Genomic DNA, 17,331 nt, shown 5'->3' with positions numbered 1-17,331 from the left:
AGCAAGTACTCGACGCCATCACCGACGCGCCGGCCTGGATCCGCAACGGCCGCCACGACATCATCGCCATGAACGACCTCGCCCGCGCCCTCTACTCCCCCGTGCTCGCCGACCCGCCAACACCACCCGCTTCGTCTACCTCCACCCCCAGGCGGCCGAAGAATTCTTCGTCGACTACGACACCATTGCCAGGGACGCCGCCGCCATGCTCCGACTCGAAGCAGGCCGCAACCCCCACGACAAAGCACTCATCGCACTGGTCGGGGAACTGTCCACCCAAAGCGAACTCTTCCGCCAGCGCTGGGCGTCACAAGACGTCCGCTTCCACCGCAGCGGGCGAAAACGCCTGCGCCACCCCGCCGTCGGACAACTCGACCTCGACTTCGAAGCACTCGAACTTCCCTCCGAACCCGGCCTACAACTGAACATCTACACCGCAGCCGCCGGCACACCGACCGCCGATGCCCTCAAACTCCTCGCATCCTGGGCCGCCAGCCAGGAACAACTCGGCACCGAAGACACCGCTCCCAGCAGACCACAGTGATCCCTGTGCACAGCGGATCGGAATGCCGCCATCCTTGCGACAACGGCAGGGGCACACAGGATCATGATCACATTCAGGAGAGTCCGAGTTGGAGGCCGGCGTGCCGGTTGGTGTCTTTGTAGAGCAGATAGCGGAATCGACTCGGCCCGCCCGCGTAGCACGCCTGGGGGCAGAAGGCACGCAACCACAGGAAGTCGCCCGCTTGTACTTCGACCCAATCCTTGTTGAGCAGATACACCGCCTTGCCCTCGAGTATGTACAGACCGTGTTCCATGACGTGCGTCTCGGGGAACGGGATCGCACCTCCCGGTTCGAAGGACACGATGTTGACGTGCATGTCGTGACGGATGTCGGTCGGATCGACGAACCGCTGGGTCTTCCATGCCCCATTCGTGTCGGGCATCTCGACGCCGTCGACATCTTGCTCCCGGGTCACGAAAGACTCGGGCACCTCGATGCCGTCGACCTGCTGATAGGTCTTGCGGATCCAGTGGAACGTCGCGGTGGCTGGACCGTGGTTGTGCAAGGTCCACCGGGCGCCGGGAGCGAGGAAGGCGTAGCCCCCCGCATCCAACACATGCTCGACCCCGTCGAGTGTGAGGGTCAGCGCACCGTCGACAACGAACACGACCGCCTCGGCGCCCGGATCGGCATCGGGACGATCACTGCCGCCACCAGACGACACCTCGACGATGTACTGCGAGAAGGTCTCCGCGAATCCGGACAACGGCCGCGCCAGCACCCACGCCCTGGTCCCATTCCAGTGCGGCAGCAGACTGGCGGTGATATCGCTCATCGTGCGACGCGGCAGGACCGCGTAAGACTCCGTGAAGACCGCGCGGTCGGTGGTCAGGTCGGTTTGCGGCGGCAGGCCGCCTCGCGGAACGTAGTAGTTCATGCTTTCCTAATCGGGTTGTCGGGACAGTGGCGTGCCACCGGTGGTGTCGATCTTCCGCCTGTGGGTCTCACACGAGAATATTCGTGGGGAGGGTGCCGGCTGCACCCGAGTCCGGGCGTCAGTGCGCAAGAACCCACAGTCCACTGAGGCTCAGCACGACGATGCTCACGGCCAGGAGAGCTCCGGCGCCGAGTGCCGGTGTTGCGGACTCTGTCGCACATCGCGTCATTCGGTGGGACCGTGACCGATGCTCGTGAACCGTGACTCCGGAAACGAGTGCGCCCACGATCACCGGTCCGACCAGCGCTATGGAGTTGCTGGGCGGAAGCCAACGCAGGCAGGCCACTACCGATCCGAGTATCGACACACTCGTCCGCGCGAAGGACAGCGAGGTGCGCTCGGGCTGAAGCCCGGCGTCGGTCGACTGAGTCGCGACCATTCAGAACCTCAGAACTTCGACGACCAAGACGGATGCGCAGACGACGAGCACCACACCGACGACCGGTGCCATTACCGGAACCGGCAGCGTGCGGCCCGTCCGCAGTGCTCGCTCGGCACTGATCCACTGGACGAAAGACGCGACCGCGACGACGGCACCCGAAATGAGGAGCAGTGCGGCCAGCCCCGTACGAACGGCAGGCGGGAGCAGACTGCCACCGAAGGCCTCGACCCCGAGCCCGGAGGCGACGAATGCCGTGGCCGTGCGCATCCAGGCCAGGTAGGTGCGTTCGTTCGCGAGCGTGAAGCGTGGGTCGGGGTCCTTTCCGGAACGAAACGGTGTCCAGTTCGGCATCAGGTGCCAGGTCCTTTCCGAGTGCGGTGTCTGTTCATTTCCCCTTCGGTCTGTTCCGTCAGGGCGGCGTCGAGAAGCGACGCGCCTGCTTCCTCCAGTTCGGCGATCCGGGCGTTGCGCCGTGCCAGGTCCGCGTGGCTCTGGACGGCGAAGCTCCGTGCGGCGGGGGTCAGGGCCCCGGGGCGGTGCACGATGCCGAACGGCGTCCGGATCTCCGGATCGGTTTCGACGACGACCGCGCCCAATCGGTGAGCGGCCGTCGCCATCCGCAGCGGCAGCAATGCGCTGACGGCACCGTTGAGGACCAGCGTCATCTGCGCGTGCCGGTTCGGCATCTGCGCCCGGACCAATGGAATCACCGACTCTCGTCGCAGCATCGAGGCGACGATGTCATTCTCGCGTAGCGCCGAGTTACTCACCACGAGCGGCACACCCTCGAGCCGCCGCAGCTCGAACGGCGCGTCCGGGGTGGCGGTCCCGGGCGGCATCACGAGCAACAGCCTCTGGTCCCCCAGTTCCACTCGCTCGAGGTTCTCCGTCGGAACGGGAAAGGTGGTGAAGCCGAGCTCGCAGTGCCCGGCAAGCACCTCGTCGCAGAGTTCCCTGGCGCCGGGAAACTCCAACAGTTCGATCCGGATCTCGGGGTAGAGACTCGTGAACGAGGCACTCCACGCGGCGACCGCCTCGCTGGACATCTCCGGCATCGTGCCGATCGTGACAGACCCGACCTGCAGTTCACGAGCCCCGCGCATGATGTCCTGCGCAGCGACGAGGTCGCCGAGCACTTTGCGGGCAGGCTCCACCAGCAGCTGGCCCGCGGGGTTGAGCACGAGATTTCGGCCGGTCCGGTGGAACAGGCTCAGCTTCAGCTCACGTTCGAGTTGACGGATGCCCTGTGAGAGCGATGCCTGCGCGACGTGCAGGTGTTGAGCCGCCCGGTTCACACCCTGGTGCTCGACAACGGCTAGGAAGTACTCGAGTTGTCGGATGTCCATGGCCTCATCCTTCCCTCCGCCCCGGCGGACCGGCACTCCTTCCGTGTCAGGCGCGGTAGGAGTCGGGCAGTGTCCCGTCGACGCCGACTTGTCTGATCATGGCCTTGGCGAGGTTCCGCTCGTGGATCGGCGAGGATCCCTCGTAGATGCGGAGCGCACGAACGTCACGCCACATCCGCGGCACGGGGTGTGAACCGACGATGCCCTCACCGCCCAGAAGCTGAACGCAACGGTCGGCGACCCGGCTCGCCATCTCGGAGCTGTACAGCTTGGCGGCGGCGATGCGGTGGCGTGGGATGTCACCCTCGTCGAAGGCTCGCGCACTCTCCACTGTCAGTGCACGTCCGGCCTCGAGTTCGGCGAAGCCGGCTCCGAGCGTCGCCTGAACCGCGCCGAGATCCGCCAGCGGAGCACCGAACTGTCTGCGGCCGTTGACATGTGAAGTCGCCTCTTCCAACATGCGAGTCGCCTGACCGACACAGGTCGCGGCGACATGCAGACGCGCGTGATTGATGCCGCGCAGTGCCATCGTCAGCCCCGCGCCTTCGATGCCCCCGAGAAGGTTCGCCGCAGGCACCTCGACACCGTCGAAGTAGATCTCGCCGACCGGCGCCTCGGCGTGCCCGTTCATGATCGTGGGCAGGACCGTCCGCACGCCGGGCGAGTCGGCGTCCACGATGAGGGCAGACACCCCGCCGGCGCCCTCGTCCGATTCGTCGGTCCGCGCGAAGACGATGAACGCGTCCGCCCAGGCGGCGTTCGTGATGTAGCGCTTGCTCCCGTCGAGCAGGTACACGTCGCCTCGACGCACGGCGGTGGTGCGCAGGTGGGCCGCATCCGAGCCTGCCGCTTCCTCGGTGAGGGCGAATGCCGTGACCAACTCGCCTGCGGCCATGGCGGGAAGCATCCGCAGGCGCTGTTCCTCGGTGCCGTGATCGAGGATCGCCTGCGAGCACAGTCCGATCACGGTCGAGAAGCGTGAGCGGTAGACGCACGACGCACGGGTGAATTCGAAGGTGAGCCGTACCTGCTGCTCCATCGACCATTCGAGGCCGCCGTACGTGCGCGGTATGGAGATGCCGAACAGGCCGAGTGCCGCCATCCGGTCGAGGATTCGGGCGGGAACCGCACCCGCCTCGACCATCTCGTTCTCGGCTGGGACGAGTTCGTTTTCGGTGAAGTCGGCGATCACCTTCAGGTAGGTGGGGAAGTCGTTGTCCAAGACCTCTGGGTCGATCATGTAGGGAACCTTTCGAAATGGGTGTCAGTTGAGTGCGGAGTCGCCGACAACGCAGCTGTCGAACAGTCCGGCCACTTCCTCGTCCGTGTAGCCGAGTTCGTGCAGGACGGCCGAGGTGTGCTGACCGGTGGCCGGTGCGGCGACCGATGTGGTGCGGCGACGGCCGTCGAGCGTGAATGCCAGCCCGGGACTGGTGAACGACGTGCCGTCGGCTCCGGCGACGTCGACGAGAACCCCGGACGCCACGACGTCCTTGTCTTCGGCCAGGTCGTCGAAGGATCGTATTGCGCCGCATACTATCTGGGCGGACAGTAACCGCTCGACGGCCTGATCGCGCGTCATCGCGCCGAACGCTTCGGACAGAGTCGCCAAGAGTGCGTGCCGGTGCGCGACGCGCGCCGGGTTGTCGACGAACCGCGGATCGTCGATCATGTCCGGGCGATCGATGAGATGACACAGAGCAGACCACTTTTCGTCCGTGTAGGCCGAGAGCACGATCTTTCCGTCCGTCAGGCTGACGACGTCTGCAGCCGGAGCGGCGTGTGCCTGGCCGTTGCCCTTGCGCCGCGGTGCCTGCCCGGTGATCGTGTACTCCCCCCAGTTCGCCGCCTGCATCGCCAGTGTCGCCTCCATCAGCGATGTCTGAACGTGCGCGCCTCGACCGGTCGAAGTTCGCCGGTACAGCGCGGCGAGGATGCCGGTGGCGAGCGCATTGGCCGCGGTGACGTCGGCGGCGGGCAGCCCCAGCCGTTGCGGCTCCCCGTCCGCTTCCCCGGTGGCATGCATCAGCCCGAACTCCGCCTGCGCTGCGATGTCGAGTCCCGGACGGGCGCTCGAGGGCCCGTTGACCCCGAATCCGGTCACGCTTCCGTGCACGAGCCGGGGGTAACGGCGGCTCAGTTCGTCCGCTCCGATTCCCAGACGTTCGGCGGAGCCGTTGCGGAAATTCTGAACCAGCACATCGGCTTCGGCCAGCAACCGGTGGAGAATCACCCGGGCTTCCTCTCGGCTCAAATCGAGGGCGATGCTGCGTTTGTCCCGGTTGTAGGCCTGCACCATCGCTTCGCCGAACGTACCGATACTCCGAGCCTGATCGCCGCGCAAGCTCTCGACTTTCAGGACGTCCGCGCCGAGATCCGCGAGGGTCTGACAGGCACTGGGTCCGGCGATGTATTGGCCGAGGTCGAGTACCCGGATGCCGGTGAGGGGTCCACGCATGGTGCTCACCGTGCCTCTCGCGCCGCGTATTCGGCGGTCAGATTCTCGAGCCTGGCCTTGGCCCTCTCGGGGTTGAGCATCACGCCACCGACGACACCGAGCACGCACACCGTGATGCCGACGAACATGAAACCGGTCGAGTAGCCCTGCGCCGCGCTGGGTGCATGCTCGACGATCAGTCCGAGGGCGTACGGGGCAACGATGCCCGCGACGCTGTAGGCGGCGATGATGCAGCCGAAGAACGCCACCCGCTGCCGGGCCGGCAGGAAGTCGGACGCACCGGCAAAGGCGACGGAGAACGCGACACTGTTGACCGCAAACGCGGCAATCACGAATATCAGCTGCAACGCTCCCGGCGCGAGCTGGGTGAAGATCACCATCGAGATGCCTCCGACCAGCAGATACGCCCCGGTGAGGTAGCCGCGCGCGACCCGTGCGCTGTAGCCCCTCCGGAGCAGCCGGCCGGACAGCAGCCCCGCCGAGAGCAGGACCGCAACCGCGACGATGTACGGCAGTGTCACCAGCGTGCCGACGGTGCTCGCCGAGTACCCGAGCCCCTCGTTCATGTACGCCGGCAGCCACGCCACCTTGAGCGAGGAGATCAGGTAACCGGCGAACGAGAGGAGGACCAGGCCCCAGAAACTCTGCAACATCAGCAGGCGGCGGAAGGGAACCACGATGTGGCCGTTGGGGTCGTCGATCTTCGCGACGCCCTCGACCGCAGCCTCGGTCCGCTTGAGCGGCAGCTTCTCGGTGTACCAGAACCACCCGATCACCCACAGCACACCCAGGGCAACGAGGACAGCGAACGCGGCGTGCCAGGACCAGGTCAGGATCACCCAGGTCAGCACGGGGGCGGCCACCAGCGGGCCCACCGAGGAGCCGGCGTTGACGAGGGCGCCGGCCGTCGCCCTCTTGTCCGGCGCAAAGCGGTCGGCGACGATCGACTGACACAGCGCGTGCGCGGGACCTTCGAAGAAGCCCAACGCAATTCGGCACGCGAGGAGCACACCGAACGACGTCTGAACGGTCAGGGGCAACATGCTGACAATCCAGGTCACCATCAGCAGTCCGGCACCCCAGGTGTACGAGATCTTGCGGAGTACCGCGGTGAGGGTGACCGCACCGACCGCGAACAGCCAGAAGAAGGCACTGCTGAGCAACCCATACTGACCTGCGGTGATTCCGAGGTTGTCACGGATCTGGTGGCTCGCCAGTCCGATCGCGGCTTTGTCGGCAAAGTTCAGCGTGAAGAACAGGAACAGCAGAACGACAATGCCCCACGCACGACGGCTCGCCGGGCGCGGCCGCCGCTGTCCGGTGTCGCCCGGACTGCTTTCGATCGTCACCATGAATATCCTCCGGAAGTGTGAGCGCTCAGGCAGTGGATGGCCCCGACGGCAGATGCGATGGGTCCCGGGAGCGGTACCAACAGCACAGCCGAGTCGCGGCGCAGCATCAACCGGCAATCCGCGGTCGGACCATACGGTTTTGCCTATAGGTTCTGGTCAGGTACGTCCTGCGAGCCGGAACCGGGGCCACAACGACGGGCAGACTGGGGCACTGCGGACGCGTGCCCCAGTGGGTCACGTTGCCAGCATGGACGTGCGGCAGATGGAGTATTTTCCTGCAGTCGTGGACAACGGCGGCATCAACAGAGCGGCCGAGGCCTTGCACGTCGCCCAGCCGTCGTTTCGCGTCTTCGGCTGCCAAGCCAGGTGACGCAGCGGCTGTACCTGATGCCGCAACCGACCATCGCCGCCATCAACGGCGGCTGCGCAGACTCCAGTCTGTCGATGGCAGCAGCAGCCGACTTCCGAATCGCATCGGACAGTATCGTTTTCAACACCGACTTCCCGACCGCCGGCTTTCCCGGCGACCTCGCCGGCATCTGATTCCCTGACGCGCTGCGCGCCGATTGCCGTGCGGGTCGAACCCGAACCGCGCGTCTTACATGAGGAACGGGTGCCCCGTGCCCGAATGTGGCACTGCCTCACGCTAGAGGTCCTCCAGGAATCCTCGAGCCGTTCGGTAGTCGCCTTGTCCAACGCCGCCATCGGGTCGAGGGCGGCGAAGGGACGGGCCGGGGTGCACGTACGCGGCCGGCGGGTGGTTCTGGCCGGCCTACCCGACGTCGTCGAACCTGTGACTTTCTTTACAGCACAACGTCATTGAACGGAGCGTGCGGAGGGGACGCGTCAACGCGGGGTTCCGCCGGCGACCAGATAGGTGTCGATGGCCTGTTGAAGGCGGTCCAGGGCCGCGCCGTAGGCGGTGAAGTCGCCGGTGCGTTGCGCCTCGCGCAGGTTGGCCAGGGCGTCGTTGAGTTCGAGGACCGCGGCGGTCAGCTGGTCCGATGCCGCCGGCGGCGGGGCGCCCGGTGGAGGCGGCGGCGGCGGTTGCCCGCCGGTAGGTGGTGGTGTGGTGGCGTCGCCGCCGGGTGCGGTGGCGACGGCGCCGGTGCCGGTGCCGAAGACCTGGTCGAGGGCCTCGGCGAGAGTGGGGGCGTAGCCGATCCGCACTCCGCCCGTGCCCGGTTCGCGGTAGCTGACCAGCACCCGGGCCAGCTGCGGGAAGGTGGAACCGTTGGGCGTGCTGGTCAAACGTTCGGTGAAAACCGGTTCGACGTAGAGGATGCCGCCGTCGGCGATCGGCAGCGTCAGCAGGTTGGCGTAGTAGATCCGATTGGACCGCTCGAGCAGGGTGCGCTCGGACGCGACGCGAGTGTCGGAGATCATCGAGTTCTGGGTCTGCCGCGGGCCCTGGGTCTGGGTATCCGTCGGCAACCGCAGAATATCGATCCTGCCGTAGTTTTCGGGGTCGGAGTGCACCGAGAGGTAGGCGGAGAGGAATTCGCGGTTGAAGCCGACCATGGCGCTGGTGAGCCGGAAGGACGGGGCCGCGGTCTCGGCGTCGCCGACCAGGACGTAGTACGGCGGCTGCTCCCCACCGGTGTCTGCGGTCGGATCGCTGGGCACCGACCAGAACGCGTTGGTAGTGAAGAACTCCCGCGGATCATCGACGTGATACTTCGCCAGCAGGTCCCGCTGCAGGCGGAACAAATCCTCGGGGTAGCGGAAGTGCGCGCGCAGCTCGGTCGGGATTGCCTTCGGCGGCTGCACGGTGCCGGGGAACACGCTCATCCACGCCCGCAGGACCGGGTCGTTCTCGTCGATCTGGTAGAGGGTGACGGTGCCGTCGTAGGCGTCGACGGTGGCCTTCACCGAGTTCCGCACATAGGACACGTGCTCGGGGGGCGAGGTGCGGCCGGTCTCGGTGACGACCGGCGCGGTGAGTGAACCGACCTGCGAGTACGGGTAGTGCGCGGCGGTGGTGTAGCCGTCGACGATCCACACGATCCGGCCGCCGACCACCGCCGGATACGGGTTGGAGTCGGTGGTCAGCCATGGAGCGACGTGTTCGACGCGGGTGGCCGGGTCCCGGTTGAAGATGATCTTCGACTCGGGCCCGATGGCGCCGGAGAACAGGATGTTGCGTTCGGCGTACCGGGCGGCGAACGCCAACCGGTTGACCCAATTACCCACCGGCACCCCACCGGTGCCGGTGTAGGTGTACTGGGCGGTGTCGGTGTCGTACTCGCGCGGCGGCGCACCCTCCGGGCCGCCGACGATGGCGTAGTCCGGGTCCGCCTGCGCGATCACCTCACCGAAGTAGATGCGCGGTTGCTCGACCGGGATCACCTGGTCGCCGCCCGCCTGGGAGGCGATGTCGCTGACCGCGTATATCGGGTACCCGCTGTCGCTGCTCGCGCTCTGCCCGGCGACATCGCGGACGGCGGCGTTGACCCTGTTGGCGGGGGCGGCGATGAACCCGTTGCCGTGGGTGTAGACGGTGTGCCGGTTGATCCACTGGGTCTGGTTGCCGCTGAGGCTGTTCGGGGAGAGCTCGCGGGCGGCGACGATGTAGTCGGCGAGTTGTCCGTCGATGGTGTAGCGGTCGATGTTGAGGTGCTCGGGGAAGCCGTAGAAATTCTTCAGCTGTTGCTGCTGGGTGAAGGTGCGCGAGAGCACGGTCGGGTCCAGCAGGCGGGCGTTGGCGATGGTGGTGACGTCGGCGGGAATGTCCCGGGGCGGTCGGGTGCCCACCCCGGGGTAGTCGAGGTAGTCGACCCGGTCCGGGCCGAGTCCGTAGGCCTGCCGGGTCGCGGCGATGTTGCGTTCGATGTAGGGGCTCTCCCGGTCGGCGGCGTTCGGGCGGACCGAGAACTGCTCGATCAGCGCCGGATAGATTCCGCCGACCAGGATCGCCGAGAGCACCAGCAGTGCCGTGGCCATCGCCGGGATCCGCAGGTCCCGCACCGCGATCGCGACGAAGAACGCCACCGCGCACAGCACCGCGATCGCGACCATGATCAACCGGGCCGGCAGCACCGCGTTGATGTCGGTGTATCCGGCCCCAGTGAAGGTGGGCTCCTTCCGGCCGCTCCACAACAAGGAGTACCGGTCGAACCAGTACGAGGCCGCCTTCAGTGCGATGAACGTGCCCGCGAGCACTGCGAGCTGGATGCGCGCCGGCCGGGACACCTCGATGACGTGGTCCTTGCTCGGTGTCAGCCGGACGCCGCCGAACAGGTAGTGGGTTCCCAGGCCGATCAGCAACGCCAGGAACACCGCGATGAACAGCCACGTCAGGATCAAGCGGTAGAACGGCAGGTCGAAGACGTAGAAGCCGATGTCGTACCCGAACTCCGCGTCCACGGTGCCGAAGCCGCCGCCGTGCAAGAACAGTTGCACCGTCTCCCAACTCGCCTGCGCGTGCAGCCCGAACGGCAGCGCCAGCAGCAGCGCGATCGCCACCGTGAACGACCGGGGGCGGCGCAGCACCTCCGTCCGATACCGCTCGAGCGGATCCTTCGCCTCGGCCGCGGCCGAGTCCTCGACCGCGAACAGTGGGCGGGACCGGTACGCCCACACCATGGCCGCGAAGATCATCGCACCCACCAGCAGCGTCACCGCCGTGAACAGGATCAGCCGGGTGACCAGCACGGTCCCCCACACGCGGCGGTAGCCGACCTCACCGAACCACAGCCAATCGGTATACACCAAGACCAGACGCGGCCCGATCACCAGCAACGCAACGAGAGCCACCGTCACCATGATCGTGACCCGGGCCCGCCGCGGCAGCGCCCGCATCCGGTCGGACGGTTGCATGGCCACCTCCCACGGGTCGGGCTCGCAAGGAGTCCAGCCGTCGCGGACCACCCCGCCCGATGCAGCGAAGGCGTCCGTATCACCCCATTCTAGGCGGCGCCGGGCTCGTCCTGGCCGGCGCGCACTCGGCACCGGAACGAGTGCCGCCGGGTTCGATGGCGCAGCTCGTCGCCGGTGCCTCCTCGTCCGGTGACACACTGCGCCCTCAGGTCATCGCGGTGACCTGATCGGCGGAACAGCGGAAACGACCGTCAAGGGCACCCTGGCACCCGCCGACCGGCACACCCCGTCGATGCTTGTCGGCCGGCTGCAGCGAGAGCATCGGTGCGGGGAGGCTGTTCGCCGGCCGAGGTGATGGTCCGTGCCGCGCAGCGTTCGCGCGGTGCAAAATTCTTCGAAGGTCGTCGAGGCCGATCGTCCGCAGCCGCTGCCGATCGGTTCTACGGGCCAGCAGGTCGCGGTCGGTCATGGTGGCGATCGCCTGGCCGCAGCCAGGCCAGGTCCGCGTCGCTCGGCTTGACCATGTCGCTGCGGAGGTCATCTCGTCGATTCGGGCGATAGCGGTGTCCAGGCGAGAACCAGGCCGAGCCGAACACGACAAGCGGCGAAGAATCAACGGCCTAAGGTGCCCGGTCGGACGGAACACTCCGTGATTCGAAGCGGGGAGCCCCCGCCGCGGTCACGCACAGCCGGTAAGGGGCTTTCACGTCGACCGCCGAGAGACGCATATGCACCGGCATCTCTTGTTCGGCGGCAACCACGATGCGGCGTCGGAATCGGACTTCTGCGAATTATTGGGGGCCGTCGACGGCCCACAGGCTGCACGGGTCGCTGGCCGGCCAGGTTGCGGCGCAGCTCGGCCCCCAGCTTGCTGGGCACCGTTCTGCCCTGCGGCTGACAGGACGTTACGCCGCCGATTGAACAGGACCTCGCGAGTCGGAACCCGAGAGTTGCAGGAAACGCCGATACGTATGCTACGACCATTCGCCGCCCGTAGTTTTCTGTCCCGATCGAGACTTGGCGTTCTGCGGCAACCGAATCTGGCGTCCTGATGGCACCCACTGGATTTCGTGGCATTCGAAGGGTGCGATCGACGGCCACGGCACCTTCCGAACCCACGTTGCGCTTCACCGACCGGCCTTCGGCGAGAAGGCGCGCCTGCCGTCCCCGCCGACGATCTTCAACGCCCCGACCGGCGGATATCCGCACGAACCCTCGCTGCTGCCCGCGTGCGGCCGTTCCGGCGGCCGCAAATCGAAACTCGGTGTGCGCCAATTCGAAGTGGTTCGATCGACGCTCATTGAGGATTCGGTGAACGAATTGTTTGGGACACCACGGGGACGCGTCGCGGGGTAGCGTTGTGGTGACGCCTTGTGGGCTCGCCCAGCAAGTTGGCTCACCCAATCCAGGTAAAAACCTTATGCACCAGCTCAGTTCACTCGATGCGCAGTTCCTCGACGCCGAGACATCCACCACCTCCACCCATGTCGGGGTACTGAGTGTCCTCGGCCCCACGGCGCCAGGTGGCGGGCTCACGGTGCAGGACCTCCGGACGCTCGCAGAGGGTCGATTACACCTGGTGGGGCCACTGCGGTGGCGGCTACAGGAGGTACCCCTCGGGCTCGACCGGCCCTACTGGGTGGACTCAGAGTTCCTCGACCTCGGCTATCACATCCGGGAGGTCGCTCTGACCGGTCCCGGCACCGACGAACAGCTCGCCGAGCAGATTTCCGTTCTCTCGGCACGTCCACTGAACCGCAACCGGCCTCTGTGGGAGTGCTATCTGGTGAACGGGCTCACCGGTGGCCGGCAGGCGATCTACACCAAGGTGCACCCCGCGGTGATCGACGGTCTGACCGCGGCGCAGGCCCTCGCCGTGCTGATGGACACCACCCCGCGACCCCGCACGGTGCCGCACCGGCTCAGCGACGAGCAGTACCAGGCGGCCGGCGCCCTGGGGATGCTCGGCAACAGCGCCTGGCATCTCGCACTGTTGCCCGCACGGCTGATGTGGTCCTCGCTCCGGCTGGCACCGCACCTGCCCGAGCTCGCCCGCACCCTCACCGTCCCCGGCGCGGACCTGCTGGGCACACTCGCCCGCCGGCTGACCCCGCGCGCCTGGCGGTGGTCGGCTGACGAGCCGACGGCCGAGGCATTGACACCGCCCGGCACCCCATTCACCGGCCCCGCCACCGCGCACCGACGCTTCGCGTTCACCTCGTTGCCGCTCGGCGAGGTCGAGGCGGTCAGGACCGCGATGGGGTTCACCGTCGACGACGTGGTGACGGCGCTGTGCACCACCGTGCTGCGTCGCTGGCTCATCGACCACGATACCCTGCCCGACACGGCCATGGCCGCCGCCATGCCGATCGCGGGGCGCACCGACGCACAGTTCGCGGCCGCCGGCCATCGGCTCTCCCTCCTGCCCATCGCCCTTCCGATCAACGAATCCGACCCGGCTCGCCGGCTGCAAAAGGTGCACACCTCGCTCACGGCGGCACCCCAACGTTTCCGCGCCGCACCCGCCACGCTCGTCCGCGACTTCGGCGCCGCGCTGCCGCGGGCGCTGCGCGGTCTGCTCTCGCGCACACCGCTGCGGACGCTGACCATGCCCACGCCACCGGTCAACCTGATCATCTCCCACGCCGCCGGCCCTGCTCGGCCGCTGTATGCCGCAGGCATCGAAGTAACCGGGAACTTTCCCGTCTCCGCCGTCAGCGACGTCGCAGGCGGCATCACCATCGCCGCCATGTCCTACGGCCGGCACCTCGACATCGGCATCATCGCCTGCCGAAACCTCGTCCCCGATGTGTGGGACGTGACCGGGCAGCTACACCAGGCCCTCTCCGAATTGACCGCGTGTACCCGCAACGTCCGATACCTGCGCCCCCGCCGGCCCCCGGAGTCGAGGTAACCGCTCTCGACATCGGCACCACCATTTACCGACCCGAATCCGTAGACAGTCACGGCTCTATCCGGACGTCTATCCGGACGCGATATTGCGTGGAGGCAGTCCTGTGGGGCGGATCCGGCCATCGCCGCGAGGACATGGAACTGAGCGATCGACTCGCTGTATAGGAATCCCCGCAGACCCCGAAAGTCCTCATCGTGCGGGAAGAAGGCGTCGTCGATGGTCATTCCGCCGCGAGGATCGGCCTGCATCTCGGCCATCCATCTCGACTGAGGATCTGTCGGCCTCAGTGCGGAGTTGTTCGCCAGAGCGCCGCTGTCCCCACCCACGGGCCGCCGCTCGATATTGCGGCAAACCAGGGTGCCAGCCCAGAATCGAAGAGCCAGGAATTCGCTTCAGCCCGCGGTTCCCTATTTGCCGGTCGAAGGTCCGTCGCATCTGTGGGTGCCGCCACAACGACGTGGGAGGACAACCGATGTCCGGTCTCATCCGCAAGAGTCTCGATTCACCCGAGGAAACCCGCCCCTTCGAGGACGACATGGGCAAGCTCGAGCTCGTCAATGTCACTTCCGGCGCGGTGGGGAGGGCGACCTTCCAGCCCGGCTGGCAGTGGTCCAAGCACGTCAAACCGATCGCCAAGACAGACAGCTGCCAAGCGGCTCACATGGGTTACGTCATCTCGGGTCGTATGAAGATCGTCATGGACGACGGGGAGGACATGGAGTTCGGCCCCGGTGATCTCATGATCTGCCCGCCCGGACACGACGCCTGGATTCTCGGCGACGAGCCCTGCGTGGTCATCGACTGGACCGGCGTCGCCGACTACGCCAAGCGGTAGACCCTCCGCTGCCGCAACCTGCATACCGCGAACCTGCGCCGGAGACCCCGCCGCGACGAATGACAACGCAGAAGTAGACCCGTCAATCAGCTCTGCTCCGGCTTCTGTGTCCCGGCGAAGTCGTACGCGGCGAGCGGCCCGAGCAGGCGCATCTCGATCCGGCCGTCCCAGTCCCGGGCGAATTCACCCACGGTCTGCTCGAGTTCGTCCTGCCGGTCAGGACCGCGACTTGCACGGCCCCCTCCTCATGCGTGGGTTCACGCACATCGAGGGTGTGAGCGAGCTCGTGAGGACTTCGACCACCATCCGGGTGTCCTCGTCTCACTTGGCGGCGATCGCGTTTCTCACGAGTTCCCCGAGCGCTATGCGAGCGTCGCGGTCGGCATCCTCCGCTTGTCGCGGATCTCGTCGCGCAGTCTCGCCGCCTGCTCGTTCGCAGATCGCCTTCTCGACGTAGCGGCCCCTGACGACGTACCGGGCCTTGGCCCCTCCAGTTGTTACAACGCGGCGGCGAATTCGTCCGCGGGCGCCGACAGTAACTCGTCCTTCGCCGAATCCGCGTCGCTGACCACCGCCTGCGCCGCGAGGTACTCGACACAGGTGGCTGACCGGCGCAATGAATCGGTATCGCGCAATGGCATTGACCTCGCCCACCGCACTCGTTCGCCGCGGGCCCGAACTCTCAGGCCGCTACGTCACCGGCGTTTACCGACTCGAGGTCGTGCCCGACGCAAACCTGATTCCCCTTTCGCTCACGACCTCCCCGCGGTGAGTTTTCCCGTCGCCTCTGGTCTGTACTGGTGTGAGTAGACACGAAGCGTGCAGACGCGGTGTGCAGCTTCATGAACAACAAGGAGAAAGTCTCATGACATCGACACCACCCTCCACGGGAACCTCCAACGCGGCACCGGCGCCGACAGGCGAAACCACGAAGAAGGCCAGAGTTGCCGGACTTGTCGTCAGCGCCCTCGTGGTGTTGTTTCTCCTGTTCGACTCGCTCATCCACATCGCGAACACCCAAATGGTGCGCGAGGCGATGGCCGAGCTGGGCTTTGCCGAGAACCTCAACCGTGTCATCGGGGTCGTTCTGCTGGTGTGCCTGATTCTGTACCTCGTGCCCGCCACGTCCATCCTGGGCGCGGTGCTGCTGACCGGATACCTCGGTGGAGCGGTCGCGACCAACATGCTCACCGAGCAGCCCATCATCAGCACCACCCTGTTCCCGATCTATGTCGGCATCTTCGTGTGGGGCGGTTTATTCCTGCGTGACGCGCGGGTTCGATCGATCGTGCCTGTCCGACGCGCCTGAACCACCCACCCCCGCCCGGCATCGAATGCCATGGACACCGAGCGGGATCGACGTCATGTGATCGCGGCGTCACGCAATTCGGCGTATGAATCTTCCATCGCCACCGCCAGCCGGGCAACGTCGGGCAGCGCCTCGGGGTCTGTGCAGAGCCCGATACCGATGATCCCGGCGCAGGAGATCGCCGAGATCCGCAGCGCGTGGTGAGCGGCGGGCTCGGAGGAGGAGAACAGCCGCTCGACCCGGCGTCCGGAAACGCTGACCGGCGCGGGCGGGCCGGGAACGTTAGAGATCGAAAGGCTGAACTCGCGCGCGCTGCCGGCGAGTCGCTTTGCGGCTTCCTCGACGCGCTTCACGCGTCCGAGTGCGTGGAAGAGATCGAACAGCTCTTCGGCGTCGTCGAGGCGCTTGCGCTTGCTGGTCTCGGCGTTGATCCGGTCGAGTCGGGTCAACGGATCAGCCTCGGCGAGCGGCAGATCGACGTTCAGGAAGGAATCACGGTTTCCGAGTTCGCCCGCTCCCTCATCCCGGTGGTGCAGGCTGACCGGAACTTGAGCACGAAGCCGCGGCAGGGCCGTCGCTCCGGCGCTGAGCCAGCTGCGCAGGCCGCCGGCGACGATCGCGAGGAGTACGTCGTTGACGGTTGCGCGGGTGGGGCGTGAGGCGCCGATTGCCTTCAGCTCCGGGAGCGGGGCGACGGTGAAGGCGAGCTCGCGGGCGGCACTGATCGGGCGGTCGAAGGGCGAGTGCGACCCGCGATGGCCGAGCTCACGACGCACAGCCGCGGGCATCCGCAGCGCCTCGTCGACCCGCGAACGCTGCGACGAAGCGGCGCGAAGGCCCGGTCGCGGTTCTCGCGGGGGCGGTTCGAGGTGCTGATCCCAGAGCACGTCGTCCAGGAAGCGAACCGCGCTGATCCCGTCGGCCATCGCGTGATGGATCCGGACCGCGATCGCTTCGCGCCCGTCGCCGAGTGGCCCGATCAGATCGAACGTCCACAGGGGACGCTCGTGGTCGAGGTGCTCGGACATCAGCTTGCTGACGGCCCGCCACAGATCGTCGCGCGAGGCACACCCGGGCTCTTCCCGGCGCCGGACGTGGTCACTGATCTCGAACGCGGTCGCGTCGACCCAGCGCGGCTCCGGCCCCGACGTGTCGATCCGTTGCGTCGCTCGCGGCTGGCTCGAAAGCCGCTCCGACACCGCAGTTCGCAGAGCCTCGACGTCGAGCGGGGAGGTGGCCGGCTCGATAACGACCAGCTTGAGCGTGTGGCCGGTTATCACCGCTGATTCGAGCCCCAGGATATGTGCGTCGTCGGCGGACAGCCGATCGGGATCCTCGCGGCTCACCTCGGCAAGTCTATTCGGGTCTGCACCTTTTCGAACCAGGAACGCCCGTCTCGCAGCTCAGCACGACT

The 17,331-nt window shown here is 66.8% G+C and carries 14 protein-coding genes and 3 pseudogenes; 6 read left to right on the top strand and 11 right to left on the bottom strand.

The window, feature by feature from the left end; all coding sequences use genetic code 11:
• Nucleotides 1-544: pseudogene (locus tag G9373_RS27635) on the top strand (hypothetical protein); the annotation flags it as partial.
• A 73-nt stretch (nt 545-617) separates the two neighbouring features.
• On the opposite strand, the gene G9373_RS27630 reads toward G9373_RS27635, so the two are convergent.
• The 7 genes from G9373_RS27630 to G9373_RS27600 all read right to left on the bottom strand — a co-directional run bounded on the left by G9373_RS27630 (nt 618) and on the right by G9373_RS27600 (nt 7,040).
• A complete protein-coding gene (locus G9373_RS27630) occupies nt 618-1,442 on the bottom strand; it encodes a bifunctional allantoicase/(S)-ureidoglycine aminohydrolase (protein WP_167117795.1) in 825 nt (274 codons plus the stop codon).
• A gap of 118 nt (nt 1,443-1,560) precedes the next feature.
• Entirely contained in the window at nt 1,561-1,881 is a 321-nt protein-coding gene (locus G9373_RS27625; protein WP_167117792.1) for a DUF202 domain-containing protein, read from the bottom strand.
• The gene (locus G9373_RS27620; protein WP_005261932.1) at nt 1,882-2,235 is read right to left on the bottom strand and encodes a DUF202 domain-containing protein; all 354 of its coding nucleotides are present in this window, start codon (nt 2,233-2,235) and stop codon (nt 1,882-1,884) included.
• On the bottom strand, nt 2,235-3,230 hold the full coding sequence (locus G9373_RS27615; protein WP_054246917.1) for a LysR family transcriptional regulator: 996 nt from the start codon (nt 3,228-3,230) through the stop codon (nt 2,235-2,237). The genes G9373_RS27620 and G9373_RS27615 overlap by 1 nt, the downstream gene beginning before the upstream one ends.
• Before the next feature lie 46 nt (nt 3,231-3,276).
• On the bottom strand, nt 3,277-4,470 hold the full coding sequence (locus tag G9373_RS27610; protein WP_167117789.1) for an acyl-CoA dehydrogenase family protein: 1,194 nt from the start codon (nt 4,468-4,470) through the stop codon (nt 3,277-3,279).
• A 24-nt stretch (nt 4,471-4,494) separates the two neighbouring features.
• Entirely contained in the window at nt 4,495-5,688 is a 1,194-nt protein-coding gene (locus G9373_RS27605) for a CoA transferase (protein ID WP_206032684.1), read from the bottom strand.
• Nucleotides 5,689-5,693: 5 nt separating this feature from the next.
• Nucleotides 5,694-7,040: an MFS transporter gene (locus tag G9373_RS27600; protein ID WP_167117783.1), complete on the bottom strand. Its 1,347-nt coding sequence runs from the start codon at nt 7,038-7,040 to the stop codon at nt 5,694-5,696.
• Between the two features lie 247 nt (nt 7,041-7,287).
• Between G9373_RS27600 and G9373_RS27595 the strand changes: the two are divergent.
• Together G9373_RS27595 and G9373_RS27590 are read left to right on the top strand one after the other, a co-directional pair.
• Nucleotides 7,288-7,380 (top strand): annotated as a pseudogene (locus tag G9373_RS27595) (LysR family transcriptional regulator); the annotation flags it as partial.
• 26 nt (nt 7,381-7,406) lie between these two features.
• Nucleotides 7,407-7,583: an enoyl-CoA hydratase-related protein gene (locus tag G9373_RS27590; protein ID WP_054246910.1), complete on the top strand. Its 177-nt coding sequence runs from the start codon at nt 7,407-7,409 to the stop codon at nt 7,581-7,583.
• A 303-nt stretch (nt 7,584-7,886) separates the two neighbouring features.
• Here the strand turns inward: G9373_RS27590 and G9373_RS27585 are convergent, their stop codons facing one another.
• Together G9373_RS27585 and G9373_RS27580 are read right to left on the bottom strand one after the other, a co-directional pair.
• Nucleotides 7,887-10,859: a UPF0182 family protein gene (locus G9373_RS27585; RefSeq protein WP_183102259.1), complete on the bottom strand. Its 2,973-nt coding sequence runs from the start codon at nt 10,857-10,859 to the stop codon at nt 7,887-7,889.
• A 205-nt stretch (nt 10,860-11,064) separates the two neighbouring features.
• Nucleotides 11,065-11,328 carry a hypothetical protein gene (locus G9373_RS27580; protein WP_005572293.1) on the bottom strand — a complete coding sequence of 88 codons (264 nt, stop codon included), beginning with the start codon at nt 11,326-11,328 and terminating at the stop codon, nt 11,065-11,067.
• 951 nt (nt 11,329-12,279) lie between these two features.
• On the opposite strand from G9373_RS27580, the gene G9373_RS27575 reads away from it, so the two are divergent.
• Together G9373_RS27575 and G9373_RS27570 are read left to right on the top strand one after the other, a co-directional pair.
• Nucleotides 12,280-13,773 (top strand): wax ester/triacylglycerol synthase family O-acyltransferase, encoded by a 1,494-nt coding sequence (locus G9373_RS27575; RefSeq protein WP_167117780.1) that lies wholly within the window; start codon nt 12,280-12,282, stop codon nt 13,771-13,773.
• A gap of 472 nt (nt 13,774-14,245) precedes the next feature.
• Nucleotides 14,246-14,608, top strand: a complete 363-nt coding sequence (locus tag G9373_RS27570) for a cupin domain-containing protein (RefSeq protein WP_005261941.1) — start codon at nt 14,246-14,248, stop codon at nt 14,606-14,608.
• Between the two features lie 86 nt (nt 14,609-14,694).
• Here the strand turns inward: G9373_RS27570 and G9373_RS27565 are convergent.
• Nucleotides 14,695-15,183: pseudogene (locus tag G9373_RS27565) on the bottom strand (GvpL/GvpF family gas vesicle protein); the annotation flags it as partial.
• Between the two features lie 290 nt (nt 15,184-15,473).
• On the opposite strand from G9373_RS27565, the gene G9373_RS27560 reads away from it, so the two are divergent.
• The gene (locus G9373_RS27560; RefSeq protein WP_005575322.1) at nt 15,474-15,917 is read left to right on the top strand and encodes a DoxX family protein; all 444 of its coding nucleotides are present in this window, start codon (nt 15,474-15,476) and stop codon (nt 15,915-15,917) included.
• 53 nt (nt 15,918-15,970) lie between these two features.
• Here G9373_RS27560 and G9373_RS27555 read toward each other — a convergent pair whose 3' ends face one another.
• Nucleotides 15,971-17,263 carry a wax ester/triacylglycerol synthase domain-containing protein gene (locus G9373_RS27555; RefSeq protein WP_167117777.1) on the bottom strand — a complete coding sequence of 431 codons (1,293 nt, stop codon included), beginning with the start codon at nt 17,261-17,263 and terminating at the stop codon, nt 15,971-15,973.
• Between the last annotated feature and the right edge of the window lie 68 nt (nt 17,264-17,331).

It is taken from the genome of Rhodococcus sp. A14, assembly GCF_011603105.1.
GTDB lineage: Bacteria > Actinomycetota > Actinomycetes > Mycobacteriales > Mycobacteriaceae > Rhodococcus_F > Rhodococcus_F opacus.
Note: the sequence above shows the minus strand (reverse complement) of the source record. Positions and strands in the feature narration are given on the sequence as shown.